This is a genomic window from Stenotrophomonas maltophilia, from assembly GCF_039555535.1.
Taxonomy (GTDB): Bacteria; Pseudomonadota; Gammaproteobacteria; order Xanthomonadales; family Xanthomonadaceae; genus Stenotrophomonas; species Stenotrophomonas maltophilia_Q.
Genome location: NZ_CP154630.1, coordinates 3,928,612 through 3,953,200, shown reverse-complemented (window position 1 = coordinate 3,953,200; position 24,589 = coordinate 3,928,612). Strand labels below are relative to the sequence as shown.

The window sequence follows — 24,589 nt, the reverse complement described above, 5'->3', positions numbered from 1 at the left end:
GGATTCCCGCGGATCGATCTGGTGAATCTACCGTGTCGGCCGATGTCGGCGCTACTTTAGCGCTGAACGTGAACCGCATCCGCCGGACCATGCCCGGCGGCAGGATCAATCCTCCAGGAACAGGCTCACCACATCGTTGGTGAAGCGGCGACCCAGTTCGGTCGGCTGCACATGGCCATCCGCCAGCTGCAGCCAGCCACGCTGGACGGCCTCGGCCAGTGGTGCGTCCAGCACGCTGCACGGCAGACCGGTGCGCGACTCGAAATCGCGCAGGCTGAAACCTTCGTGCAGGCGCAGCAGGTTCAGCATGTACTCGAACGGTAGGCGCTCCGGCGCGATCACATCGTCGCCACCGAGCGAGGCCGGGGTACCCGCGCTGTCCAGGTAGGCCTGCGGGTGCTTCAGCTTCCAGCGGCGCAGCACGTGTTCTTCGGCGCCTGAACTGATCTTGCCGTGCGCACCGGCACCGATGCCCAGGTAATCGCCGAAGCGCCAGTAGTTCAGGTTGTGCGCGCTCTGCCGGCCGGGTCGCGCATAGGCGCTGACTTCGTACTGGCCGAAACCGGCCTGCGCGAGCAGTGCCTGGCAGTGCTCCTGCATGTCCCAGGCGTTGTCTTCATCGGGAATGCCCTGCGGCGGCCGTGCGAAGAACACCGTGTTCGGCTCGAGGGTGAGCTGGTAATGCGAGATGTGCGCCGGCTGCAGCGCGAAGGCGCGCTCCAGGTCGGCCTCTGCACCGGCCAGGGTCTGTTCCGGCAGCGCGTACATCAGGTCGATGTTGAAGTTGTCGTAGCCCGCGTCCTGCGCCATCTTCACCGCGCGCTCGGCTTCGCCACTGTCGTGGATGCGGCCCAGGCGCTTGAGCATCGCGTCGTCGAAACTCTGGATGCCGAAGCTGAGGCGGTTCACGCCGGCCGCGCGATAGCGGTCGAAACGGCCGTGCTCGGCGGTGCCCGGGTTGGTCTCCAGGGTGATCTCGGCATTGGGCGCGAAACGCAGGCGCGCGCTGGCCTGCTGCAGGAAGCGGTCGATCGCTTCCGGCGGGAACAGGCTGGGTGTACCGCCGCCAAAGAATACGCTGTGCACCACCCGGCCCCAGACCAGCGGCAGGTCCTGGTCCAGGTCGCGCAGCAGTGCATCGATGTAGGCATCGAACGGCAGCTCGCCCTTGGCCTGGTGCGAATTGAAATCGCAGTACGGGCATTTGCGCACGCACCATGGCAGGTGCACGTACAGCGACAGCGGTGGCGGCACCAGCCGCGGCGGGCTGTCGTGGTCAGCGGAGCAGGCTTCGCCGGGCAGGTGGTTGCAGTGGTCGTGGGCGTGCGGCATGGGCTTCTTCGGTAGTGCCGGCCGCTGGCCGGCTTCCCTGGTTCGATCAGGTGGGGCGTCAGTACAGGGTCGCCAGCCGCTGCTTGAGCTGCTGCAGGGCGAGGGCGCGGTGGCTGATGGCGTTCTTCAGCGCCGGCTCCATTTCCGCGGCGGTCAGGCCGTGGGTGGTGTCCATGAACACCGGGTTGTAGCCGAAACCATTCGTGCCGCGCAGCTCGCGGATGATCTGGCCCTCCCAGCGGCCTTCGCAGATCAGCGGCTGCGGGTCGGTGGCGTGGCGCAGCAGCACGATCACCGCATAGAAGCGGGCGCTGCGCTGGCCATCGGGAATATCGGCCATCGCTTCCAGCAGCTTGGCATTGTTGGCCGCCGCGTTGGTCGGGTGGCCGGCATAGCGCGCGCTGTACAGGCCCGGCGCACCGCCGAGGGCATCGACGATCAGGCCCGAATCATCGGCCAGCGCCGGCAGGCCGGTTGCTTCGCAGGCCGCGCGCGCCTTCAGCAGCGCGTTCTCGACGAAGGTCAGGCCGGTTTCTTCCACGTCACCCAGGCCGAGTTCGGCGGCCGAGGTGATCTGCAGCGGCAGGTCGGCAAGGATCTCCTGCATCTCCACCAGCTTGCCGGCGTTGTGGCTGGCCAGTACCAGTTTCTTCATTGACGGGGCTCCAGCAGGTCCCAGGTGTTGCCATACAGATCGCGGAACACCGCAACCGTTGCATAGGGTTCTTCGCGCGGCGCTTCCAGGAACTCGACGCCGGCGGCCAGCATCGCCGCGTGGTCGCGGTGGAAGTCGTCGGTGTTGAGGAAGAAGGCTACCCGGCCACCGGTCTGGTTGCCGATGCGGCTGCGCTGTTCCTCGTCGCTGGCACGCGCCAGCAGCAGGGCGGCGGCGCTGCCGTCGGTCGGGCCGACCACCACCCAACGCTTGTGGCCCTGGTCGATGTCTTCCAGCAGCGTGAAGCCGAGCTTGCCGGTGTACCAGGCGATGGCTTCGTCGTAATCGGCCACCACCAGGGTGGTCAGGGCAAGGCGCCGGTTCATGCCGACAGCGCCGCCTGCTGTGCGGCCAGCAGTTCGGCCACGCCCTTTTCGGCCAGGCCCAGCAGCGCGTCCAGTTCGTCGCGGCGGAAGGCATGGCCTTCGGCGGTGCCCTGCAGCTCGATGAAGCCGCCACCGTCGTTCATCACCACGTTCATGTCGGTGTCGCAGTCGCTGTCTTCGGCGTAGTCCAGGTCCAGCACCGGGGTGCCGCGGTACACGCCCACCGACACGGCGGCCACCGCGCCCAGGATCGGGTTGCGCTTGATGTCGCCGCGCTTCATCAGCACGTTCACCGCATCGACCAGGGCCACGTAGGCGCCGGTGATGGCGGCGGTGCGGGTGCCACCGTCGGCCTGCAGCACGTCGCAGTCCAGGGTGATGGTGCGTTCGCCCAGCGCGTTGCGGTCCACGCAGGCGCGCAGGCTGCGGCCGATCAGGCGCTGGATCTCCAGCGTGCGGCCCCCCTGCTTGCCACGGGCCGCTTCACGGTCGCTGCGGGTGTGGGTGGCGCGCGGCAGCATGCCGTACTCGGCGGTGACCCAACCCTCGCCCTTGCCGCGCAGGAAGCCCGGCACGCGGTTCTCGACGCTGGCGGTGCACAGCACACGGGTTTCACCGAAGCACACCAGCACCGAACCTTCGGCGTGGCGGGTGAAGCCGCGTTGGATGACGACCGGGCGGAGCTGGTCGGGCTGGCGGCCGCTGGGGCGGGAATCGGACATGGTGCGGGTTCCGTAGTGGCGAGGGAGTACGCCGCCACGCCCGCGGCCTTCACGGGGCGGGCGAGGGGGCTCTGGTGAGGGCGCTAGGGTACCATTCCCCCTTTGCACGCACCGGACACAATCCATGATTCGAAGCATGACCGCCTACGCCGGCGGCGAGCGGGTCACCCCGTGGGGCACGCTGGGCTGCGAGCTGCGCTCGGTCAACCACCGCTTCCTGGAGGTCGGCACCCGCCTGCCCGAGGAACTGCGGGCGCTGGAACCGCAGCTGCGCGAGCGCATTGCCGCGCGCCTGAGCCGCGGCAAGCTGGATCTGGTGATGCGCCTGCGTGCGCCGGAAGCGGCGGCCAACCTGCAGGTGGATGAAGCCCTGCTGGGCCAGCTGGGACGCCTGGCGCACCGGCTGACCTCGGATTTCCCCAACCTGCAGGTCAGCTTCACCGACCTGCTGCAGCTGCCGGGCGTGACCCGCGGCGAGGCCACCGATGCCGCTGCCCTGCAGGCCGAGGCACTGGCCCTGCTGGACCAGGTGCTGGACGGCTTCGTCGAGGCCCGCGAGCGTGAAGGCGGAAAGCTGTCCGCCGCCATCAGCGAGCGGGTGGACGGCATCGAACGCATCGCCACCGAAGTGCGCACCCTGATTCCGGCCATTCGCGACGGCCAGCGCGCCAAGCTGGCCGCACGCCTGGCTGACCTGCCGCACCCGGTCGACCCGGGCCGTGCCGAGCAGGAGCTGGTGCTGTGGCTGCAGAAGCTGGACGTGGATGAAGAACTGGACCGCCTCGGCAGCCACATCGTCGAGATCCGCCGCGTGCTCAAGCAGCGCGAGCCGGTCGGCCGCCGCCTGGACTTCCTGCTGCAGGAGTTCAACCGCGAAGCCAATACGCTGGGTTCGAAGTCGGTGGACAGCCGCACGTCCAATGCGGCGGTGGAACTGAAGGTGCTGATCGACCAGATCCGCGAGCAGGTGCAGAACATCGAGTGATGCTGCACCCAGCGAAACGACAAGGGCGCCTTCGGGCGCCCTTGTCGTTCCCGCGCATCAGCGCAGGCTGACGCCCGGTGTTCCAGTGCTCAAGCCGCCGATCACGGCCGCGTGGCCGAACCCTGCGTCGTGGAAACAGGCCAGCACCGCATCCACTGCTTCCGGGGCACAGGACACCAGCAGGCCGCCGCTGGTCTGCGGGTCGGTCAGCAGTGGCTGCCAGTGTGCTGGCAACCCGTCGGCGAAGCGCACGTCGGCGCCATACGAGGCCCAGTTGCGGTGGGACGCGCCGGTCACGCAGCCGTGCTGCAGAAGTTGCAGGGCCTGAGGCAGCAGCGGCACCTGGGCACTGTCCACCTCGGCAGCGACACCACTGGCGCGGCACACTTCCAGCAGGTGGCCGAGCAGGCCGAAACCGGTCACGTCGGTCATCGCGTGCACGCCGTCCAGTGCGGCCAGCGGGACGCCCACGGTGTTAAGTCGGGTGGTCGACTCGAGCATCTGCTGGTAGCCGTCGGCATCCAGCACTTCTTTTTTCAGTGCTGACGAATACACGCCCACGCCCAACGGCTTGCCCAGAACCAGCACGTCGCCGGCGCGGGCATCGGCATTGCGCTTGAGTCGCTGTGGATCGAGCATGCCGATCGCGGCCAGGCCATAGATGGGTTCCACCGAATCGATGCTGTGGCCACCAGCCACCACGATGCCGGCATCGGCGCAGGCGCGTTCGCCGCCCTGCAGGATGCTGCGGATGGTGTCCTGCGGCAGGGTGTTGATCGGCATGCCGACGATGGCCAGTGCGAACAATGGCCGTGCGCCCATCGCGTACAGGTCCGACAACGCATTGGTGGCGGCGATGCGGCCGAAGTCGAACGGGTCGTCGACAATCGGCATGAAGAAATCGGTGGTGGCGACGATCGCCTGGTGGTCATCAAGGCGGTATACCGCCGCATCGTCGCTGGTCTCGCGGCCGACCAGCAGTTCAGCTGGTGCCGGAAGCGCTGGAGCGCCGCGCAGCAGTTCCGTCAGTACGCCCGGCGCGATCTTGCAGCCGCAGCCGCCGCCGTGCGCCAGCGAGGTCAGGCGTTGCGGGGCATCGGCCGTTGAAGGAGCGGGGGACTGCGCGTGCGTGGCCATGCCGACATCTCCTGCGGAAACACGAATGGCGGAAGGCAGCAGGAGTCGAACCTACCAGGGAACGATCGACGCCCCCTACTGGGTTTGAAGCCCAGCCGCATGCCCGGATGCGCATGCCTTCCGAAAGTACCGCGGTACCGGTCGACTCAGTCGCGGGCTGCGTTCCATTGCAGATCGCCGCGTGGCCGATGCTGGTCACCGACGCGTCGAGTGTAGCCAACGCGATTGAAGAACTCCAAGATCTGGATGCTGCGCTTGCGGCCCAGGCCGATGGCATCGCGGAAAGCGGCCGCATCCACCGTGCCGGTGGCCTGCGACAGCTGCGCGACGATCGCGGCCAGCTCGGCAATGCGGGCCGGCGCATAGAACAGGTCCGGTACTACCTGGAACAGTTCACCGCGCGCTGCGGCGCGGCGCAGGGCGGCGCGGACCTCGTCTTCGACCAGACCGAAGCCGGCGGCCAGGGTGCGCACCCATGGCGGATCGAAACCGCCGTCATGCAGCTGCGGCAGCACGCGTTCGAGCAGCAGGCGCTCGCGTTCCGGTGGCGCGTGGTCATGGCCGGGCAGGCGCCACCAGGCGCCCACGCGCTGCACGCTGCCGTCGTCCAGCAGGTCCTGGAGCAGCGCGTTCCACAGGCTCGTTGCCAGCGCAGGCAGGGTGCTGCGCTGCAGGCGCCCGCTGTCGACACCGGGTTCGTCAGGGCGTCGTTCATGCCAGCCACGCAGTGAGGCGATTACCTGTTCGCGCAGCACCTGCCAGTGCGCAGCGAGGATGACCACAGTGGCGTCGCGGGTGGCGATGCGCTGCGCGCCTGCAGGAAGATCGATCTGTTCGGCGGCGCGCCGGCAGTAGCGCTGCAGCGCGGCCAATGGAATTCCGGAGGGCGCCTGCTGAAGCAGCGGGCCAACATCTGCGCTGGTGGCCAGCTGTTCCAGCGCCACCAGCCACGCCAGGCGTGCAGGGCTGCGCCGCCGCCGTTGTGGCGGATCCGGATCGAGTACCACACCGCCGCCCAGCGTACGGGTTGCCGCCGAATCGCGGGCAATGAAGCGATCGCCGCACATCGCGCATACCGGCGCGTCGAACACCAGCTGCACGAGCTGTCCATTGCCGTGGTCACGATCTTCCAGCAGCACTGCATGGGCCTGCCGGTGCATCGTGCCCCAGTGGATATGCAGCGGCGCCCAGTCGCGCAGCGGCGGTGCCAGCGCGGAGAGCCGCAGGCGCACATCAACGCGGGTGGTGGCCAGCAGTGCGCGCGGGTCGGCGATCCAGTCGCCGCGGTGGATGTCGTCGCGGGCGATTGCGGCCAGGTTCAACGCGCAGCGTTGCCCGGCCATCGCGTGGTCGCTGGCCTGGTTCTGCGCGTGGATGCTTCGCACGCGTACGTCGGTGGCGCCTGGCATCAGCTGCAGGTGCTCGCCAACAGTGGCGATGCCGCCGTGCACAGCGCCAGTCACCAGCGTGCCGTGGCCGGCCAGCGAGAACACGCGGTCCACCGGCATGCGGAACAGTTCGCCGCGCAGCCTGGCCTGCCGCGCGCTGGCATCGGCTGCGGCCCAGGCATGCAGCTGGGCACGCAGTGCGTTGATGCCAGCATCGTTGGGTGCGGTGCTGTTGCAGGTGAATACAGGGGAATCCTGCAGCGGCGTGCCGGCCAGCAGGGCAGCGATCTCGATCTCGAGCCGGGCCTGGCGCGCGGCATCCACGCGGTCGATCTTGGTCAGGGCCACCGCACCGCGGTCCACGCCCAGAAGCTGCAGGATCGCCAGGTGCTCACGGGTCTGCGGCATCACGCCGTCGTCGGCGGCGATCACCAGCAGGGCAACATCGATGCCCGTCGCACCGGCCACCATCGTGTGCACGAAGCGCTCATGGCCGGGCACATCAACGAAGCCCAGCGTGGTTGCGGGGGCTTCGCCGTCCGCGGCTTCCACCGGAACATAGGCGTAGCCCAGTTCGATGGAAATGCCGCGCGTACGCTCTTCCTGCAGGCGATCGGTTTCGATGCCGGTCAGTGCCCGCACCAGGCTGGTCTTGCCATGGTCGATATGCCCGGCGGTGCCGACGATCATGCCTGCAGCGCGCTCCATTGGGCGAGGAAGGCCGCTTCGTCCCCGGGTTCCAGGCAGCGCAGGTCCAGCCACAACGCGTCATCGGCAATGCGGCCCAGCACCGGGCGTGGTAGCTGACGCAAGCGCTTGGCCAGGCGATCCAGTCCGCCACGGCGTGCGCTGGCAATGCGCAGTCCGGCGCTGGCCAGCTGCGCCTGTGGCTGCGCGCCGCTGCCGATCTGGCTGTGCATCGCTGCACATTCGACGCTGTAGTCTGCTGCCAGCCCGGCGCGCACCTGCGGCAGCAGACGCTGCGCCTGCGCAGAAACATCGTCGTGCGTACGCGACAGGATACGCAGGGTCGGCAGCCGCTGCGCCAGCAGCTCCGGTTCGCGGTACAGGGCCAGCACCGCTTCCAGTGCGGCCAGGCCCATCTTGTCCATGCGCAGTGCCCGCTTGAGCGGGTTGCGGTTGATCCGCGCAATCAGGTCAGCGCGGCCGGCGATGATGCCGGCCTGGGGACCACCCAGCAGCTTGTCGCCACTGAACGAAACCAGATCGGCGCCAGCGGCCAGCGCTTCCTGCACGGTGGGCTCGTGCGGCAGCCCGAAGGCCGCCAGATCGCACAGGCTGCCACTGCCCAGGTCCACGACCAACGGCAAGCCATGTTCGTGCGCGATGTCCGCCATCGTCGCAGTGTCAACTTTGGCAGTAAAACCGGTGATTGCGTAGTTGCTGGCATGCACCTCCATCAGCAGCGCTGTGCGCGCGCCGATGGCGTTGGTGAAGTCGGTCGGGTGTGTGCGATTGGTGGTGCCCACTTCCAGCAGCCGCGCGCCCGCGCTGCGCATCACATCCGGGATGCGGAAAGCGCCGCCGATCTCCACCAGCTCGCCGCGCGACACCACCACCTCACGGCGGTTGGCCAGGCTGTTGAGCAGCAGCAGGACCGCTGCCGCATTGTTGTTGACCACGGTGGCGGCTTCGGCGCCGGTCAGCTCGCAGATCAATGCCTGCACCCGTGCATCGCGGTCGCCGCGACGGCCACGGATGACGTCGAACTCCAGATCCACCGGCGCGGTCATCGCGCGGCTGACCGCGTGCACGGCGGCATCGGGCAGCAATGCGCGGCCGAGATTGGTGTGCAGCACGGTGCCGGTCAGATTGAACATCGGCTGCAGATCCAGCCGTGCATCGGCCGCTAGCGCGGCCTCGACCGCCGCAACCAGCGCCGGACCGCCAACCACTTCCTGCAGCTGCGCGGTCGACAGCTGGCCGGCGCCGATACGGTCGCGCAGCCCCTGCAGGTGCGAACGCAGCAGCTGGGTGATGCGGCTGCGGCCGTGGCGTTCGATCAGTGCTGCCAGTGCAGGCAGGCGCAGCAACCGGTCCAGCGAGGGCAGGGCGGCGACCGATGCCGGGGGGAGGGACATGGCAGCCATCGATCAGTCGCTGTCGGATTGCCACAGCAGCGGATTCTGGCTGGAACGCGCATAGCCTTCCTCGGCCAGCAGCAGATCCAGCGCCAGTGTGCCGAGGTCATCAGCCGCCGGCTCCAGTGACGGGTCTTTCTCCAGATACAGGATCTTGCGATAACTGTGGCAGTGGTCGCACGTCTCGGCACGCACCGCACTCTCGCGCACCGCCTCGCCGCTGTCGCCGTCCACCTCGGCCAAGGCGCGATACGCGATGTCCTTGCCGGCGGCACCACACTGGCTGCACTGCACGCGCACGTAATGCCACTGGCAGGCGCACAGCGAGCATGACAGGTAACGATAGGAGGCGTAGGGCGGGCGCGCCTGCACCACGCTGGCCACCGGCAGCGTGCCGCACAGCGGGCACAGCCCCGGCGCATCCGCCAGTGGCTTGAGGTCGGTGGGCCGGAAGCTGGCCGCGAGCACTGCCCAGTAGACCTGCAGTGCGTTCATCACCAGCAGTGCTGCAACCGCGTCCACCGATGGCGCGTCATCACGCTCCAGCACGGCATGGGCCTGCGCATCCAGCCAGGCATCGTCGGCAGCGGCGACGCGCTGCAGCTCCTGCCGGGTTTCCACCGGAAGCCCGGCTTCGTCGGCACAGTGCTGGCACAGCGTGCGCAGCCAGTTGCGCCAGCAGCCATCGAGTTGCAGGGTATTGGCCGGGCGTAACGGCATCCCGGCACTGGCGGCCGCAGTCGACTGCTGTGCACGCGCCTGTGTCTGAACCTCCTCGCGTTGCTGCGGCGTCAACTCATCCAGCAGTGCCTGCTGCGCATCGGCCAGCGCCGCCAGCAGCTGCAGGTAGCCACCGATGGCGCTGTGCACAGCCAGGCTGCGCAGCCGCGCCGCGCGTTCGGCGAACAGCGATGCCGCATCGGGCAGGATGATGCGCGGAACATCGCGCGAGGCCAGCGTCTCGATCTCACCGGGTTCAAGGATGCGTTGCGCCATGCAGGGCCAGCCGGAAGAACCAGCCTCCATCCTCGCCGTTGTCAGCGCTGGCGTCCAGCGTGACGCCGGCCATTTGAAAGGTCGGGGTCAGATCCGTTTTCCAGAGGAAATCGGATCTGACCCCCTCGGTTGTTGCCGTGTTCATCGTGTCGACCAAGGTCGACACCCACCAAAAGCAGCGCAGAAAGCCGTCCCGACAGATCGCAGGAAACTGTCGAAGGCGGGGTGGGTCCGGTTGCGGGGGTGTCCGCGGCATGGATGCCGCGGCCAAGCCCCCATGGATGGGTTTACGGCGTCCCCCGCAACCGGACCCACCCCGCCGTCCTACGGATAGCCGCTGTTGCTGTTGCATTGGCCTGAAGCGGGTGCAGGGCCGCAGGCCCTGCCGCTAGCCCTGTTCCCGCCGCCCGCGCAGGATGTCGCGGAACCACTGCCGGTGGTGCTTGTACGCCCACCCGTAGGTCACCTTGCCCTGCGTCATCGCCCGCACCGACCCCTTGATCCAGATCGCCGCATAGATGTGCACCACGATCGCGCAGATCAGCACCCAGCCGAACAGCGCATGGGCAAGCACCGAGAACCGGATCACCCCGATCGGGAAGAAATGACTGAAGTACTGCCGCCAGATCACGAAGCCGGTCAGCAACAGCGCCGACAGGCAACCGATGATGGCCCAGAACAGCAGTTTCTGGCCGGCATTGAAGCGGCCCACCGGTGGCAGCCGCTCGTCTTCGTTGCGCAGTACATCGCGCATGCCGCGCATCCACTTGCCATCGTCGGCGCTCGGCAGGTTGTCGCGCCACATGCGGAACGCCAGCAGCGCAAAGCCCACCACCATCGCCAGGCCGATGAACGGATGCAGGATGCGCGTCCACGGTCCGCCGCCGAACAGCTGCGTCAGCGGAAACAGGGCAGGGTGGAACAATGCCAGCCCGGACAAGGCTGTCAGTACGAAGCAGATCGCCACGATCCAGTGGTTGATGCGGGTCGGCGCGCGGTAGCGGATGATCTGTCGCGGGTGCGGTGCGTACTTCATGGCCGCTGCTCCTCTTCGATCTTCTTCGCCTCGTGCTCGGCTTCTTCTTCCTCCTCGTCATTGACCGTATTGCGGCCGATGCCGATGTAATGCAGGAACCCGGCGAAGGCGGTGGCGGCGATCGCCAGCACGCCCAAGGGCTTGGCCACGCCCTTCCAGATCTCCACCATCGGGCTGATCCGCGGGTCCTTGGGCAGGTCGGCATACAGCTCCGGCTTGTCCACGTGCTGCAGCACGTACATCACGTGGGTGCCGCCCACGCCCTGCGGGTCGTACAGGCCGGCGTTCTCGTAGCCGCGTGATTTCAGGTCTTCGACGCGGCCGGCGGCATGTTCGGTCATCGCCTGCTTGCTGCCAAAGGTGATCGCGCCGGTCGGGCAGGTCTTCACGCAGGCCGGCTCCTGGCCCACCGCCACCCGGTCCGAGCACAGCGTGCACTTGTAGGCCTTGTGGTCCTTCTTGGAAATGCGCGGCACATCGAACGGGCAGCCGGTCACGCAGTAGCCGCAGCCGATGCAGTTCTCTTCCTGGAAGTCGACGATGCCGTTGGCGTACTGGATGATCGCGCCGGGCGAGGGGCAGGCCTTCAGGCAGCCCGGGTCGCTGCAGTGCATGCAGCCTTCCTTGCGGATCAGCCACTCCAGCTTGCCCTTCTCGTCCTCGTATTCGCGGAACTTCATCACCGTCCACGACTGGTCGCTGAGGTCCGGCGGATTGTCGTAGCTGCCGACGCAGCTGCCGACTTCGTCGCGCAGGTCGTTCCACTCCATGCACGCGACCTGGCAGGCCTTGCAGCCGATGCACTTGCTCACGTCGATGAGCTTGGCGACCTGGCCGGTGTGTGCGCTGCGCGCCTGTGGCGAGGGCGTGGTGGTGGCCGAGCGGCGGATGATGTCCAGCGATTGCAGTGACATGGCGTGTCTCCTACACCTTCTCGACCTTGACCAGGATGCACTTCGATTCGGGCGTCTGCGAATTGCCGTCACCGATGGCATTGGTCAGCGTATTGGCGATGTAGCCGGGCTTGGCTGCACCGAGGAAACCCCAGTGGATCGGAATGCCCACCTGGTGCACGGTCTTGCCATCGATCTGCAGGGCCTTGATGCGCTTGGTCACCATCGCCACGGCTTCGATATGGCCGCGCTTGGAACTCACGCGCACGCGGCTGCCGTTGTTGATGCCCAGCTCGTCGGCCAGTGCGGCGCCGATCTCGACGAACTGCTCGGGCTGGATGATGGCGTTGAGCTTGCCGTGCTTGGTCCAGAAGTGGAAATGCTCGGTCAGGCGGTAGGTGGTGGCCACGTGCGGGAACTCGTCCGGCGAGCCGATCTGCGCCCGGTCGCTGGCGAACACGCGGGCGGCCGGGTTGTTCAGCGTCTGCGCCTGGCCGGGGCTGAGCGGGTTGCTGCGCAGCGGCGTGTCGAACGGTTCGTAGTGCTCCGGGAACGGGCCTTCGGCCATGCCGGCCTTGGCGAAGAAGCGGGCGATGCCTTCCGGATTCATGATGAACGGGCCCATGCCACCGGCAGGGTCTTCGTCGGCCTTGAAGTCCGGCACGTCCACGCTGCCCCAGTTCTTGCCGTTCCAGGCCAGCAACGTGCGCCGCGGATCGAACGGCTGGCCGGCCACGTCGCACGAAGCGCGGTTGTACATCACGCGACGGTTGGCCGGCCACGCCCACGCCCAGCCCAGGGTATTGCCGATGCCGGTCGGGTCGCTGTTGTCACGCCGCGCCATCATGTTGCCGGTCGGGCCCCAGGCACCGATGTAGATCCAGCAGCCGGAGGAGGTGCTGCCGTCGTCGCGCAGGTCGCCGAACGCGGCCAGCTGCTCGCCGGCCTTGCGCACCAGCTTGGTCGGGTCCTTCGGGTCGAACACATCCACCAGCGCCTTGCCGTTGTATTCCATCGCCAGCTCTTCCGGCGTCGGTGCCTCGGGGTTGGAATACTTCCAGGCCAGGTCGCGCACCGGTTCCCACCAGGCGCCGCCGTCCTTCTCGTACAGCGCCTTGATGCGATGGAACAGCTCGGACATGATCTCGATGTCGCTGCGCGCTTCGCCCGGCGGGTTGGCACCCTTCCAGTGCCACTGCAGCCAGCGCGAGGAATTCACCACCGCGCCGTTCTCCTCGGCAAACGAGGTGGTCGGCAGGCGGAACACCTCGGTCTGGATCGTGCTCGGGTCGACATCGTTCAGCGCGCCGTGGTTCTGCCAGAACGCGATGGTCTCGGTTTCCAGCGGGTCCATGCTGACCATGAACTTCAGCTTGGAGAACGCGCTGATCAGCTTGCCCTTGTTCGGCGCCGAGGCCAGCGGGTTGAAGCCCTGGCAGATGTAGCCATGGATCTTGCCTTCGTTCATCAGCTCGTACGCCTGCAGCATGTCGTACGGCTTGTCGAGCTTGGGCAGGTAGTCGAAGCACCAGTTGTTGTCGGCGGTGGCGGCGTCGCCCCACCACGACTTCATCAGGCTGACGTGGAACTTGGGGTAGTTCTGCCAGAACGACATCTGGTTGGCGCGCAGCGGCTTCTGGGTGCGCTTTGCGATGTACGCGTCGTAGTCCTGCTCGTCCTGTTTCGGCAGGGTCAGGTAGCCGGGCAGCAGGTCGGACATCAGGCCGATGTCGGTCAGGCCCTGGATGTTGGAATGTCCGCGCAGTGCGTTCATGCCGCCACCGGCCACGCCGATGTTGCCCAGCAGCAGCTGCACCATGGTGCCGGCACGCACGTTCTGCGCGCCGATCGAGTGTTGCGTCCAGCCCAGCGCATACAGGATGGTCATTGCCTTGTCCTTGCCGGCGGTGGACGCGATCATGTCCCAGATCTGGCGGATGCTGTCGGCCGGCGTACCGCAGATGCGCTCGACCATCTCCACGGTGTAGCGCGCATAGTGCTGCTTGAGCAGGGTGTAGACGCAGCGCGGGTCCTTCAGCGTCGGGTCGCTGCGCACGAAGCCATCATCGCCGTACACGTAGTCCCAGCTGGAACGGTCGTAGCTGCGCTTCTCGGCGTTGTAGCCCGAATACAGGCCGTCCTTGAAGGCGAATTCGTCCTTCACCAGGAACGACATGTCGGTGTAGTTCAGCACGTACTCGTGCTGGATGCGGTCCTCGGTCAACAGGTAGTTGATCAGGCCGCCCAGGAACACGATGTCGGTGCCGGTACGGATCGGCGCGTACACGTCGGCCACCGCGGCCGAGCGGTTGAAGCGCGGGTCGACCACGATCAGGCGAGCCTTGTTGTGTGCCTTGGCCTCGGTTACCCATTTGAACCCGCACGGGTGCGCCTCGGCGGCATTGCCACCCATGATCAGGATCAGGTCGGCATTCTTGATGTCGACCCAGTGATTCGTCATCGCACCACGGCCTAGCGTCGGGGCAAGACCTGCCACCGTCGGGCCGTGTCAGACACGTGCCTGGTTGTCGAATGCCAGCATGCCCAGGGAGCGCACGACCTTGTGGGTCAGCACCGCCGTTTCATTGCTGGTGGCCGAGGCGGCCAGCATGCCGGTGGTCAGCCAGCGGTTGACCGTCTGCCCGGCTTCGTTCTTCTGCACGAAGTTGGCGTCGCGGTCTTCCTTCATCAGCCGCGCGATGCGGTCCAGCGCATCGTCCCAGCTCAGCCGCTTCCACTCGTTCGAGCCCGGCGCGCGGTACTCGGGGTAGAGCAGGCGCGACTTGCTGTGGATGATGTCGGCCAGGCCGGCCCCCTTCGGGCACAGCGTGCCGCGGTTGACCGGATGGTCCGGGTCGCCCTCGATATGGAAGATGCTCGGCTCGGCGTTCTTGGCGCCATCGCCGAGGCTGTACATCAGGATGCCGCAGGCCACCGAGCAGTACGTGCAGGTGTTGCGGGTCTCGGTCGCGCGGGTCAGCTTGTATTGCCGGACCTCCGCGAGCGCGATGCCGGGCGCGAAGCCCATCAAAGCCAGGCTGGAGCCCACCAGGGTTGTCCCGGTGACCTTCAGGAACTGGCGGCGACTCATCGAGGGCATGCCGTTCTCCTTGGATGGCGGGGCGGCACGCAGACCACCCGGCTGTCGGTAGGTACGCGCCGGTTATAGCACAGGCCCCCGGATGCCCATGTGGCACTAGGGCCGGTACCGGCCGGACGGGCGCGAAAAGGGGCCGCTCTGGTAAAGTTGCGTGCCCGCACCCCGGGGAAGCGTCTGCCGGGCCTGGTTCCAGGATGTTCCGCGCAGCCCCCGCCATCCTGGCGCGATCGTCCGCGCCGGATCTGGAACACCGAGGAAAAATTTTGCGAAATCAACCCGTTGGATCCGCCGCATGAGCGCCCCGTCGAAGTCGTCGGACGCCGTTGCGCGCGGCACGCTGTACATCGTTGCCGCCCCGTCCGGCGCCGGCAAGAGCAGCATCGTCAATGCCACCCTGGCGCGTGACTCGCAGATCGCCCTGTCGATCTCTTTCACCTCGCGCGCGATGCGTCCGGGTGAAGTGAACGGCCAGCACTACCATTTCGTCTCTGCGGAAAAGTTCGAGGAAATGATCGCCGCCGGCGACTTCTTCGAGCATGCCTGGGTGCACGGTGACTGGAAGGGCACCGCCCGGCAGTCGGTGGAGCCGCAGCTGGCCGCGGGTCAGGACGTGCTGCTGGAAATCGACTGGCAGGGCGCCCAGCAGGTGCGCCAGCTGGTGCCGGGCACGGTCACCGTGTTCATCCTGCCGCCGTCCAGGCAGGCCCTGCAGGACCGCATGCGCAAGCGCGGCCAGGACAGCGAGGCGGTCATCGCCCAGCGCCTGGGCGCGGCCCGCGATGAAATGCTTCACTTCAACGAGTTCGACTACGTCATCGTCAACGAGGTGTTCGACACCGCGGTGGACGAGCTGTGCGCCATCTTCACTGCCAGCCGCCTGCGCCGGGAGGCCCAGAAGGTCCGCCATGCCGGCCTGATCCAGGCCCTGTTGACCCCCGATCCGGGTGCAACTGACTGATTCCAAAAGAATCGGGTGGGGGTTGGCTTGATTTTGTCCAGCCCCTGCCAGTACACTCCGTCCCCTTTCCCTCATTCGACTGAGCGGCCGACCGGTCGCCGGGAGCCCGTATGGCCCGCATCACCGTAGAAGATTGCCTGGAAGTCGTTAACAACCGTTTCGAACTGGTCATGATGGCTTCCAAGCGTGCCCGCCAGCTCGCCAACGGCGTGCAGGCCACGCTGGACAACAGCGAGACCGAGGACAAGCCGACCGTGCTGGCGCTGCGCGAAATCGCCGCCCGCAAGATCGACAACGCGCTGATCGACGAAGTCGAGAAGGCCGAGCGTGAGCGCGCCGAGCGCGAAGCGCTGGAGTGGGCCGCCGCCGAAGTGGTCGCCGACGAAGACATGTCCAAGAACGACGATTGATCGCATCGATCAACGTCATTGCTGGATCGCCGAACAGCCCGCCCCGTGCGGGCTGTTTCGCATTCAGGATTTGCCGTAAACGTCGCGCTGGAATAGGCTTCGGGCATGAACCCAGGCCCCACTGCCAAGGTCGCCGCAGCCCCCGCTGCCGCCGTACCCGACTACGTCCTCCAGCTTGAACGCGCCGCCCACTATCTGCCGCCGGAACAGCTGCCCCTGCTGCGCCGTGCCTGGGAAGTCGGAGCCTCCGCGCACGCTGGACAGACGCGCAAGTCGGGCGAGCCCTATATCACCCATCCGGTGGCCGTGGCCCAGGTGCTGGCCGAGCTCGGCCTGGACGTGGAAGCGCTGATCGCCGCGATCCTGCACGACACCATCGAAGACACCCCGCTGACCCGCGAGGCGCTGGCCGCCGAGTTCGGCGAAGCCGTGGCCGAGCTCGTCGACGGCGTGACCAAGCTGGACAAGCTGAAGTTCCGCGATCGCCAGGAAGCGGCCGCCGAGAGCTTCCGCAAGATGCTGCTGGCGATGTCGCGCGACCTGCGCGTGATCATGATCAAGCTGGCCGACCGCCTGCACAACATGCGCACGCTGGGCGCGCAGAGCCGCGAAGCGCGCGGTCGCATCGCCCGCGAGACGCTGGAGATCTATGCGCCCATCGCCCAGCGCCTGGGCATGAGCCTGGTCAAGAGCGAGCTGCAGAACCTGGGCTTCAAGGCGCTGTACCCGTGGCGCCACGCCATCATCGAAAAGCACATCCGCAGCCAGCCGGTGGTGCGCCGCGAGGCGATGGCGCAGGTGGAAGTGCAGCTGTCGCAGCGCCTGGCCAAGGAGGGGATCGAGCATCGGCTGATCAGCCGCATCAAGACCCCGTGGAGCATCTACAACAAGATGCGCGACGAGAACAAATCCTTCGACCAGGTGATGGACGTGTTCGGCTTCCGCCTGGTCGTGCGCAGCGTGCCCAGCTGCTACCACGCGCTGGGTTCGGTACATGCCACCTTCAAGCCGCTGGATGGCCGCTTCCGCGACTTCATCGCCATTCCCAAGGCCAACGGTTACCAGTCGCTGCATACCGTGCTGTTCGGGCCGTACGGCTCGCCGATCGAAGTGCAGATCCGCACCGAGGAAATGGACCTGATCGCCGAGCGTGGCGTGGCCGCACACTGGACCTACAAGTTCGGCGGCGATTCGCCCAACAGCGCGCAGAGCCGTGCACATGCCTGGATCGTCGAACTGATCGACTCGCAGCGCGCCGCCGGTTCCTCGCTGGAGTTCCTCGACAACGTCAAGGTCGACCTGTTCCCGGACGAGGTCTACCTGTTCACGCCGAAGGGCAAGATCCTGGCCCTGCCGCGCAACTCCACCGCGCTCGATTTCGCCTACGCCGTGCACACCGACGTCGGCAACATGGCCGTGGCCTCGCGCGTGGACAAGAAGCTGGTGCCGCTGCGCACCAAGCTGGTGTCGGGCCAGTCGGTGGAGATCATCACCGCACGCTCGGCCACGCCGAAACCGCAGTGGCTGGAATTCGTGGTCACCAGCAAGGCACGCACCGCCATCCGCCACCAGCTGAAGCAGCTGGAACACGAAGACGCCGTGCAGCTGGGTCACCGCATGCTGGACCGCGCGCTGGAAGCGATGGATTCCTCGCTGGAACGGCTGCCGAAGGGGCGCCTGGATGCGTTCCTCACCGAACACCGCTTCCCGCGCCTGGAAGCCCTGCTGGCCGAGGTCGCGCTGGGCAACTGGATGCCGACCCAGGCCGCGCAGGCACTGATGGCCTACGCCGAACTGCGGGGCGGTCCGCATTCGCGCCACCATTCGCAGGAAAAGATCCTGATCAACGGCAGCGAGCGCGGCGTGGTCACCTTCGCCGGCTGCTGCCAGCCGATTCCCGGCGACGAGATCATGGGCTACCACACCGCCGGCAAGGGCATCGTGGTGCACCGCATGGACTGCCCGAACCTGGCCGAGCTGCGCAAGTCGCCCGAGCGCTGGGTGCCGATCGGCTGGGACACCACCGTTTCCGGCGACTACGACACCTCGCTGGTGGTGGAAGTGGAGAACGGCACCGGCGTGCTGGCGCAGCTGGCCGCGGCGATCGCGCAGAGCCACTCCAACATCGAGCGCGTGGATTACCTGGACCGCGACTTCAACGCCGCCGTGCTGGCGTTCAACATCCAGGTACGCGACCGCAACCACCTGGCCGAAGTGATGCGCCGCCTGCGCCGCCTGTCGGTCGTGCAGTCGGTGCGCCGCCAGTAGAGCCACGCCATGGGTGGATGCTTTCTGTAGAGCCGAGCCCATGCTCGGCTGCTCCAGCCCGAGGCAGCCGAGCATGGGCTCGGCTCTACAGACGGCGCATCACATGACCGGATTGCCGTAGATCCACGCCATGCGTGGATGCACCCCCACCCGGTACAATCACCGCTCTGTTTTCCCCCAACGCACCGGAGCGACCCATGTCCCGCCAGATCATCAACACCGAAAAGGCTCCCGCCGCCATCGGCCCGTACTCGCAGGCCGTGCGCGCCGGCAACACCGTGTACTTCTCCGGCCAGATCCCGCTCGACCCGGCCACCGGCGACATCGTCGGCGCCGGTGACGTCGAAGCGCAGGCCCGCCGCGCCTTCGACAACCTCAAGGCCGTGGCCGAAGCCGCTGGCGGCTCGCTGGACAAGGTCGTGCGCCTGGGCCTGTACCTGACCGACCTGGGCGAGTTCGCCAAGGTCAACGCGGTCATGCAGGACTACTTCCAGGCCCCGTACCCGGCCCGTTCCACCATCGAAGTCTCCGGCCTGCCGAAGGGCGCCAACTTCGAGGTCGACGCGGTGATGGTCATCGACTGACCGCCACGTGGCACGCAAGGCGGCGGTCACCCCGGTCCTGTCACCGTCCGGCGAAGCATCCCTGGCGATGCTCGCTGGCGTCGGTCCGGCCGTGGCCGCCAAACTGCAGGCGCGTGGCCTGGCCACCCTGCAGGATCTCTGGCTTCACCTGCCGCTGCGCTATGAAGACCGCACCCGGCTGACCCGCATCGAAGACCTGCGCAACGGCGTGCCGGCGCAGGTGGAGGGGCGGGTGGTCGCGGTCGAGCGCGGCATGCGCTACCGGCCGATGCTGAAGGTGGCGGTGGAAGACGAAGGGCAGGGCACCCTGGTGCTGCGCTTCTTCCATTTCCGCCAGCAGCAGGTCGGCCAGTTCGCGGTCGGCAACCGGCTGCGCTGCTTCGGCACGCCCAAGCCCGGCCACCTTGGCCTGGAAATCGTCCACCCCAGCTACCAGGTGCTGGGCCGCAACGACGATCCCGAACTCGGCGACCGCCTCGACCCGGTGTATCCCACCGTCGAAGGCGTGGGCCCGATGACGATGCGCAAGCTGATCGGCCAGGCGCTGGACCGCCTGCCCGAGGAAAGCACGCTGGAACTGCTGCCCAGTGGCTGGCTCGATGGCCTCGGCCTGCCATCGCTGCGCAGCGCGCTGCTGACCGTGCACCGGCCACCGCCCGATGCCGATCTGGCCGCGCTGGCGGCCGGCACTCATCCGGCCCAGCGCCGCCTGGCGATGGAAGAACTGCTGGCCCACCACCTCAGCCTGCGCCGCCAGCGCATTGCATTGCAGGCCCACCATGCACCACCGCTGGCCGGCCCCGGCAAGCTGGCCAAGGCGTTGCTGAAACAGCTGCCCTTTGCACTGACCGGTGCGCAGGCGCGTGTGTTCAAGCAGATCCGCGAAGACCTTGCACGGCCCAGCCCGATGCTGCGGCTGGTGCAGGGCGATGTCGGCTCCGGCAAGACTGTCGTCGCCGCGCTGGCGGCGATGCTGGCGGTGGAGCAGGGCAAGCAGGTCGCACTGGCCGCACCCACCGAGCTGCTGGCCGAGCAGCACCTCAACAACCTGCGCGGCTGGCTGGAACCGCTCGGTGTGCGCATCGCGTGGCTGGCCGGCAAGGTCACCGGCAAGGCGCGCGCCAAGGTGATGGAACAGGTCGCCAATGGCGAAGCGCAGGTGGTGGTCGGTACCCACGCGCTGATGCAGGAAGCGGTGGTGTTCCAGGACCTGGCCCTGGCCATCGTTGACGAGCAGCACCGCTTCGGCGTGCACCAGCGCCTGGCCCTGCGTGACAAGGGCGCGGGCGGCAACAGCGTCCCGCACCAGCTGGTGATGACCGCCACACCGATTCCGCGCACGCTGGCGATGTCCGAATACGCGGATCTGGATGTCTCGGCCATCGATGAACTGCCGCCGGGGCGCACGCCGGTGCAGACCGTCGCACTGAACAATGACCGTCGCCCGGAGCTGATCGAGCGCATTGCGCTGGCCTGCCAGGAAGGGCGGCAGGTGTATTGGGTGTGCACGCTCATCGAGGAAAGCGAAGAGCTGGATGCCACCCCCGCACAGGCAACCTACGAATCACTGCAGGCGCTGCTGCCCGGCGTGCGCGTCGGGCTGGTGCATGGCCGCCTGAAAGCCGCCGAGAAGCTGGCGACGATGGTGGCGTTCAAGGCCGGCGACATCGACCTGCTGGTCGCAACTACGGTGATCGAAGTGGGCGTGGACGTACCGAACGCCTCGTTGATGGTGATCGAGAACGCCGAACGCCTGGGCCTGGCCCAGCTGCACCAGCTGCGTGGCCGTGTTGGCCGCGGTTCGGCGGTATCGCGCTGCGTGCTGCTGTACCAGGCGCCGCTTTCGCAGATGGCGCGCGAACGCCTGCAGACCATGCGCGAAACCAACGATGGCTTCGTCATCGCCGAAAAAGATCTGGAGCTGCGTGGCCCCGGCGAACTGCTGGGTACGCGGCAGACCGGCCTGGCCGGCTTCCGCATCGCGGATCTGGCCCGCGACGCCGGGCTGCTGCCCGGCGTGCACGACCTGGCCGAGCGCCTGCTGGCCCAGCAACCCGCGCTGGCCGACCGCGTGGTACAGCGCTGGATCGGCACCGCCGTGCGTTACGCCTCGGCGTAATGCACGGGGTCAGATCCCTTTGCGCAGCAAAGGGATCTGACCCCATTCCCGACATGCTCATCCACGCATGGCGTGGATCTACTGTAGAGCCGAGCCCGTGCTCGGCTGCCGTTCGCGCTGCGCGCGTGAGTCGAGCATGGCTCGACTCTACAGACAGCCTTTTCGATCATTTCCATGTTCGTCCACGCATCGCATGGATGTGTCGACCAAGGTCGACACCTACCAAGGCAGGACGCCGTTCCGACAGACTGCAGGGTCTGTCGAAGGCGGGGTGGGGCCGGTTGCGGGGGTGTGAGCGGCATGGGCCCGAGGCATGCCTCGGGCGGGTTGGGCAGGACGCCCAACCCCGGTCTTGCCGTGTGCGCAGGACAGCGCACACGAGCAAGCCGCGACCAAGCCCCCATGGACGGGTTTACAGTGCCCCCGCAGCCGGACCCACCCCGCCAACCCCAGGAAATCAGCTTTTGCCGTTGCTGCTGATGTTGCCTCTGCTGTTGCCTCTGCGGGTGCAGGGCGCCGCCCTGCCGAACCCGAACCCACATACTTGCAACGGTCATCATCCCGGTCCACACTTCGTTGCCGATCTGAAGACGGCAACGATGACCCACAAGATCCCGCTGTTGATCGACACCGACCCCGGTGTGGACGACGCCCTGGCCCTGCTGATGGCCTTCGCCGATGAACGGCACGACGTGGTCGCCCTGACCATCGCCGCCGGCAATGTCGGCCTCGAATACACCGTCCGCAACGCCCTCAAGCTCTGCGACATCGTCGGCCGCACCGACGTGCCGGTGTTTGCCGGCAGCCCGGATCCGCTGCTGCATCCCTCCGTCGACGCTGCCCACGTGCATGGCCGTGATGGCTACGGCGACGTGGACCTGCCGCCGCCCAGCCGCCAGGCCGAAGCCGAGCACGCCGCGCTGGCCATCCTGCGCCTGTCGCACGAGCACGCCGGCGAACTGATGCTGGTGATGCTCGGCCCGCTGACCAACCTGGCACTGGCGCTGAAGCTGGACCCGACCCTGCCACAGCGCATCAAGCGCATCGTGGTGATGGGCGGCGCGGTCACCTGCCACGGCAACATCACCCCGGCGGCCGAATTCAACATCGCCTTCGACCCGGAAGCGGCGCACGTGGTGTTCACCTCGTTCAAGCACCTGCTGGTGTCGGATTGGGAAGCCACCGTCGCCCACGGCCTGCCGCTGGAAGATGCCGAGCAGTGGCTGCAGGCCGATTCCGATCGCGCCCGCTTCTACGAGCTGATCTCGCGCAAGACCCGCGCGCTGTCGGAAGACGCCAAGGGCGGCCGCTGGTACACCGCCGATGCGGTGGCCATGGCCTGGGCGCTGAACCCGGAAGGGCAGCTGCAGGTGGAATCGCGTCCGCTGAACGTGGAACTGAACGGCACGTTCAGCCGCGGTGCCACCATCGTCGACTGGAACCGCCAGACCGGCCAGCCGGACAACTGCGATCTGCTGATGGCCTACGACCAGCAGCGTTTCGAGGCCCTGGTGCGCCAGGCCCTGGGCGCGGACTGAAGTCAATTGCCCGGCACCGGTTGCCCCGGGCGGCAACCGGTGCTTATAATGCCGCTCTTGACCACCAGCCCATTTACGGTGTGAGCCCATGAAGGCCGATATCCATCCGAACTACCGCGACGTCGTCTTCCATGACGTCACCTCCGATTTCAAGATCCTGACCCGCTCGACCATGGCGACGAAGGAAACCATCAAGTGGGAAGACGGCAACGACTACCCGCTGGTGAAGGTTGAAATTTCCTCGGCTTCGCACCCGTTCTACACGGGCAAGCACAAGGTCATCGACACCTCGGGCCGTATCGACAAGTTCCAGAAGCGCTACGCGCGCTGATCTGTCGATCCAGCTTCGAACCGACGGCCGCGCTCTGCGCGGCCGTTTGTTTTTCCCCAACGCCTGCCCAACGGGCGTTTGGATGGACGGAACACTGCGTTCGTATGACAGCGCTTTTGCCGATCCGGGCCGCTCAACGGCCGGCGTCTGGCCGCCTGTCGTATACGACTTCCGTCTAGCACCCGACAAATGCTGCTGTGCGATAATGACCTGATCCCCGGCACAGGCCGAGGACGTCATTCACGTGCCTGACCAATGCGCTTGGGCAGGCGCCTTCCCATGAAGGAGCGCACACAGTGTCCGATCTTGATCAGGTCACGCTCAACGCCGGCGATAAGTCGGTCGTTCTGCCCGTCATCAAACCCACCCTTGGCAACGACTGCGTCGACATCGCGAAGCTGACCAAGGAAACGGGGTATTTCACCTACGATTCCGGCTTCACGGCGACGGCCAGCTGCAAGTCCGCCATCACCTACATCGACGGCGACAAGGGCGTGCTGCTGTACCGCGGCTACCCGATCGAACAGCTGTCGGAAAAGTCGAGCTACGTCGAAGTGGCCTACCTGCTGATCAACGGCGAGCGCCCGAGCGCCGAGCAGCTGAAGGCCTTCACCGATGAGCTGGCTGCCGAAGCCAACGTCGACGATTCGATCAACACCCTGATCGGCAGCTTCGCCAAGGACGCCCATCCGATGGCGATCCTGGCCGCTGCGATCGCCCAGCTGTCGGCCATCTACCACGACTCGCTGGACCTGTCCGACGCCGAACAGCGCCGCCAGGCCGCCGTGCGCCTGATCGCCAAGGTGCCGACCCTGTCGGCGCTGATCTACCGCCACGGCAAGGGCCTGCCGGCCAACAAGCCGGACACCTCGCTGGATTACGTCAGCCGCTTCCTGAAGCAGACCTTCGAGTCGGCTGACGGCCAGTACGATCTGAACCCGGACGTGGTGAAGGCGCTGGACCTGCTGTTCATCCTGCACGCCGACCACGAGCAGAACGCCTCGACCTCGACCGTGCGCCTGGTCGGCTCGACCGGTGCCAACCCGTACGCGTCGGTCGCCGCGGGCGTCACCGCGCTGTGGGGTCCGGCCCACGGCGGTGCCAACGAAGCCGTGCTGAAGATGCTGGAAGAGATCGGCACCGCCGACAACGTCGAGTCCGCCGTGGTCAAGGCCAAGGACAAGACCTCCGGCTTCCGCCTGATGGGCTTCGGCCACCGCGTCTACAAGAACTTCGACCCGCGCGCCAAGGTCATCGGCGAGATGACCAGCAAGGTGCTCAAGCAGCTGGGCGTGCAGGATCCGCTGCTGGACGTGGCCGTGAAGCTGGAACAGGCCGCGCTGCAGGACGAGTACTTCGTCGCCCGCAAGCTGTACCCGAACGTCGATTTCTACAGCGGCATCATCTACAAGGCGCTGCAGATCCCGACCGAGATGTTCACCGTCATGTTCGCGCTGGGCCGTACCTCCGGCTGGGTGTCGCATTGGCTGGAACAGCAGGTCGACCCGGAAATGAAGATCGGCCGTCCGCGCCAGGTCTACACCGGCAGCGACGTGCGCGACTACCAGGGCTGATCGCCTGCGTAGGTTGTGCCGAGAACGCCCCGCATCCGCGGGGCGTTTTTTTTGCGCTTGTGGTAGGTGCCAACC

Annotated in this window: 21 protein-coding genes and 1 tRNA gene; 9 read left to right on the top strand and 13 right to left on the bottom strand. The window is 67.0% G+C overall.

Features of this window, described 5'->3' with window-relative positions; genetic code table 11:
- Positions 1 to 105: 105 nt before the first annotated feature.
- From hemW to rph, 4 genes are read right to left on the bottom strand one after another with little or no spacing between them, the layout of a single operon-like run.
- Complete coding sequence (gene hemW, locus AASM09_RS18220) at positions 106 to 1,332, bottom strand: radical SAM family heme chaperone HemW (RefSeq protein ID WP_049426696.1); 1,227 nt, start codon at positions 1,330 to 1,332, stop codon at positions 106 to 108.
- 58 nt (positions 1,333 to 1,390) lie between these two features.
- Positions 1,391 to 1,987, bottom strand: coding sequence for an RdgB/HAM1 family non-canonical purine NTP pyrophosphatase (gene rdgB, locus AASM09_RS18215; RefSeq protein ID WP_049426697.1), 597 nt, complete (start codon positions 1,985 to 1,987; stop codon positions 1,391 to 1,393).
- Entirely contained in the window at positions 1,984 to 2,373 is a 390-nt protein-coding gene (locus AASM09_RS18210; RefSeq protein ID WP_049426698.1) for a VOC family protein, read from the bottom strand. The genes rdgB and AASM09_RS18210 overlap by 4 nt, the downstream gene beginning before the upstream one ends.
- The gene (gene rph, locus AASM09_RS18205) at positions 2,370 to 3,095 is read right to left on the bottom strand and encodes a ribonuclease PH (RefSeq protein WP_049426699.1); all 726 of its coding nucleotides are present in this window, start codon (positions 3,093 to 3,095) and stop codon (positions 2,370 to 2,372) included. Before rph ends, AASM09_RS18210 begins: the two co-directional genes overlap by 4 nt.
- Before the next feature lie 124 nt (positions 3,096 to 3,219).
- On the opposite strand from rph, the gene AASM09_RS18200 reads away from it, so the two are divergent.
- The gene (locus AASM09_RS18200) at positions 3,220 to 4,080 is read left to right on the top strand and encodes a YicC/YloC family endoribonuclease (RefSeq protein WP_049426700.1); all 861 of its coding nucleotides are present in this window, start codon (positions 3,220 to 3,222) and stop codon (positions 4,078 to 4,080) included.
- Between the two features lie 57 nt (positions 4,081 to 4,137).
- Here AASM09_RS18200 and selD read toward each other — a convergent pair whose 3' ends face one another.
- From selD to fdnG, 9 genes are all read right to left on the bottom strand, one after another.
- Complete coding sequence (gene selD, locus AASM09_RS18195; RefSeq protein WP_049426701.1) at positions 4,138 to 5,217, bottom strand: selenide, water dikinase SelD; 1,080 nt, start codon at positions 5,215 to 5,217, stop codon at positions 4,138 to 4,140.
- Positions 5,218 to 5,243: 26 nt separating this feature from the next.
- Positions 5,244 to 5,339: transfer RNA gene (locus AASM09_RS18190), tRNA-Sec, on the bottom strand.
- 24 nt (positions 5,340 to 5,363) lie between these two features.
- Positions 5,364 to 7,295, bottom strand: coding sequence for a selenocysteine-specific translation elongation factor (gene selB / locus AASM09_RS18185; protein WP_049426706.1), 1,932 nt, complete (start codon positions 7,293 to 7,295; stop codon positions 5,364 to 5,366).
- Positions 7,292 to 8,716: an L-seryl-tRNA(Sec) selenium transferase gene (gene selA / locus AASM09_RS18180; protein WP_049426702.1), complete on the bottom strand. Its 1,425-nt coding sequence runs from the start codon at positions 8,714 to 8,716 to the stop codon at positions 7,292 to 7,294. Before selA ends, selB begins: the two co-directional genes overlap by 4 nt.
- Before the next feature lie 3 nt (positions 8,717 to 8,719).
- Positions 8,720 to 9,703, bottom strand: a complete 984-nt coding sequence (gene fdhE, locus AASM09_RS18175) for a formate dehydrogenase accessory protein FdhE (protein ID WP_049426703.1) — start codon at positions 9,701 to 9,703, stop codon at positions 8,720 to 8,722.
- The gene (locus tag AASM09_RS18170; RefSeq protein ID WP_152906545.1) at positions 9,684 to 9,869 is read right to left on the bottom strand and encodes a hypothetical protein; all 186 of its coding nucleotides are present in this window, start codon (positions 9,867 to 9,869) and stop codon (positions 9,684 to 9,686) included. The genes fdhE and AASM09_RS18170 overlap by 20 nt, the downstream gene beginning before the upstream one ends.
- Positions 9,870 to 10,091: 222 nt before the next feature.
- Positions 10,092 to 10,739, bottom strand: coding sequence for a formate dehydrogenase subunit gamma (locus AASM09_RS18165; protein ID WP_049432600.1), 648 nt, complete (start codon positions 10,737 to 10,739; stop codon positions 10,092 to 10,094).
- A complete protein-coding gene (fdxH, locus tag AASM09_RS18160) occupies positions 10,736 to 11,653 on the bottom strand; it encodes a formate dehydrogenase subunit beta (RefSeq protein WP_049432603.1) in 918 nt (305 codons plus the stop codon). Before fdxH ends, AASM09_RS18165 begins: the two co-directional genes overlap by 4 nt.
- Positions 11,654 to 11,663: 10 nt before the next feature.
- A complete protein-coding gene (fdnG, locus tag AASM09_RS18155) occupies positions 11,664 to 14,732 on the bottom strand; it encodes a formate dehydrogenase-N subunit alpha (protein WP_152906617.1) in 3,069 nt (1,022 codons plus the stop codon).
- A gap of 292 nt (positions 14,733 to 15,024) precedes the next feature.
- Between fdnG and gmk the strand changes: the two genes are divergently transcribed.
- From gmk to AASM09_RS18115, 8 genes are all read left to right on the top strand, one after another.
- On the top strand, positions 15,025 to 15,690 hold the full coding sequence (gene gmk / locus AASM09_RS18150; protein WP_049432607.1) for a guanylate kinase: 666 nt from the start codon (positions 15,025 to 15,027) through the stop codon (positions 15,688 to 15,690).
- A 110-nt stretch (positions 15,691 to 15,800) separates the two neighbouring features.
- Entirely contained in the window at positions 15,801 to 16,100 is a 300-nt protein-coding gene (gene rpoZ, locus AASM09_RS18145) for a DNA-directed RNA polymerase subunit omega (RefSeq protein WP_005410877.1), read from the top strand.
- A gap of 105 nt (positions 16,101 to 16,205) precedes the next feature.
- Complete coding sequence (locus tag AASM09_RS18140) at positions 16,206 to 18,368, top strand: RelA/SpoT family protein (protein WP_049432610.1); 2,163 nt, start codon at positions 16,206 to 16,208, stop codon at positions 18,366 to 18,368.
- A gap of 197 nt (positions 18,369 to 18,565) precedes the next feature.
- Positions 18,566 to 18,952: a RidA family protein gene (locus AASM09_RS18135; protein WP_005410875.1), complete on the top strand. Its 387-nt coding sequence runs from the start codon at positions 18,566 to 18,568 to the stop codon at positions 18,950 to 18,952.
- 7 nt (positions 18,953 to 18,959) lie between these two features.
- Complete coding sequence (recG, locus tag AASM09_RS18130) at positions 18,960 to 21,071, top strand: ATP-dependent DNA helicase RecG (protein ID WP_049432614.1); 2,112 nt, start codon at positions 18,960 to 18,962, stop codon at positions 21,069 to 21,071.
- Positions 21,072 to 21,670: 599 nt separating this feature from the next.
- Positions 21,671 to 22,609 carry a nucleoside hydrolase gene (locus tag AASM09_RS18125; protein ID WP_049432713.1) on the top strand — a complete coding sequence of 313 codons (939 nt, stop codon included), beginning with the start codon at positions 21,671 to 21,673 and terminating at the stop codon, positions 22,607 to 22,609.
- Between the two features lie 88 nt (positions 22,610 to 22,697).
- Positions 22,698 to 22,940: a type B 50S ribosomal protein L31 gene (locus AASM09_RS18120; RefSeq protein WP_010484049.1), complete on the top strand. Its 243-nt coding sequence runs from the start codon at positions 22,698 to 22,700 to the stop codon at positions 22,938 to 22,940.
- Positions 22,941 to 23,236: 296 nt separating this feature from the next.
- Positions 23,237 to 24,514, top strand: coding sequence for a citrate synthase (locus AASM09_RS18115; protein WP_049404024.1), 1,278 nt, complete (start codon positions 23,237 to 23,239; stop codon positions 24,512 to 24,514).
- Positions 24,515 to 24,589 lie beyond the last annotated feature (75 nt).

Coding starts and splice junctions, on each gene's coding strand:
- hemW (WP_049426696.1), bottom strand. CDS start 1,332: ATGCCGCACGCCCACGACCACTGCAACCACCTGCCCGGCGAAGCCTGC.
- rdgB (WP_049426697.1), bottom strand. CDS start 1,987: ATGAAGAAACTGGTACTGGCCAGCCACAACGCCGGCAAGCTGGTGGAG.
- AASM09_RS18210 (WP_049426698.1), bottom strand. CDS start 2,373: ATGAACCGGCGCCTTGCCCTGACCACCCTGGTGGTGGCCGATTACGAC.
- rph (WP_049426699.1), bottom strand. CDS start 3,095: ATGTCCGATTCCCGCCCCAGCGGCCGCCAGCCCGACCAGCTCCGCCCG.
- AASM09_RS18200 (WP_049426700.1), top strand. CDS start 3,220: ATGATTCGAAGCATGACCGCCTACGCCGGCGGCGAGCGGGTCACCCCG.
- selD (WP_049426701.1), bottom strand. CDS start 5,217: ATGGCCACGCACGCGCAGTCCCCCGCTCCTTCAACGGCCGATGCCCCG.
- selB (WP_049426706.1), bottom strand. CDS start 7,295: ATGATCGTCGGCACCGCCGGGCATATCGACCATGGCAAGACCAGCCTG.
- selA (WP_049426702.1), bottom strand. CDS start 8,716: ATGGCTGCCATGTCCCTCCCCCCGGCATCGGTCGCCGCCCTGCCCTCG.
- fdhE (WP_049426703.1), bottom strand. CDS start 9,703: ATGGCGCAACGCATCCTTGAACCCGGTGAGATCGAGACGCTGGCCTCG.
- AASM09_RS18165 (WP_049432600.1), bottom strand. CDS start 10,739: ATGAAGTACGCACCGCACCCGCGACAGATCATCCGCTACCGCGCGCCG.
- fdxH (WP_049432603.1), bottom strand. CDS start 11,653: ATGTCACTGCAATCGCTGGACATCATCCGCCGCTCGGCCACCACCACG.
- gmk (WP_049432607.1), top strand. CDS start 15,025: ATGAGCGCCCCGTCGAAGTCGTCGGACGCCGTTGCGCGCGGCACGCTG.
- rpoZ (WP_005410877.1), top strand. CDS start 15,801: ATGGCCCGCATCACCGTAGAAGATTGCCTGGAAGTCGTTAACAACCGT.
- AASM09_RS18140 (WP_049432610.1), top strand. CDS start 16,206: ATGAACCCAGGCCCCACTGCCAAGGTCGCCGCAGCCCCCGCTGCCGCC.
- AASM09_RS18135 (WP_005410875.1), top strand. CDS start 18,566: ATGTCCCGCCAGATCATCAACACCGAAAAGGCTCCCGCCGCCATCGGC.
- AASM09_RS18125 (WP_049432713.1), top strand. CDS start 21,671: ATGACCCACAAGATCCCGCTGTTGATCGACACCGACCCCGGTGTGGAC.
- AASM09_RS18120 (WP_010484049.1), top strand. CDS start 22,698: ATGAAGGCCGATATCCATCCGAACTACCGCGACGTCGTCTTCCATGAC.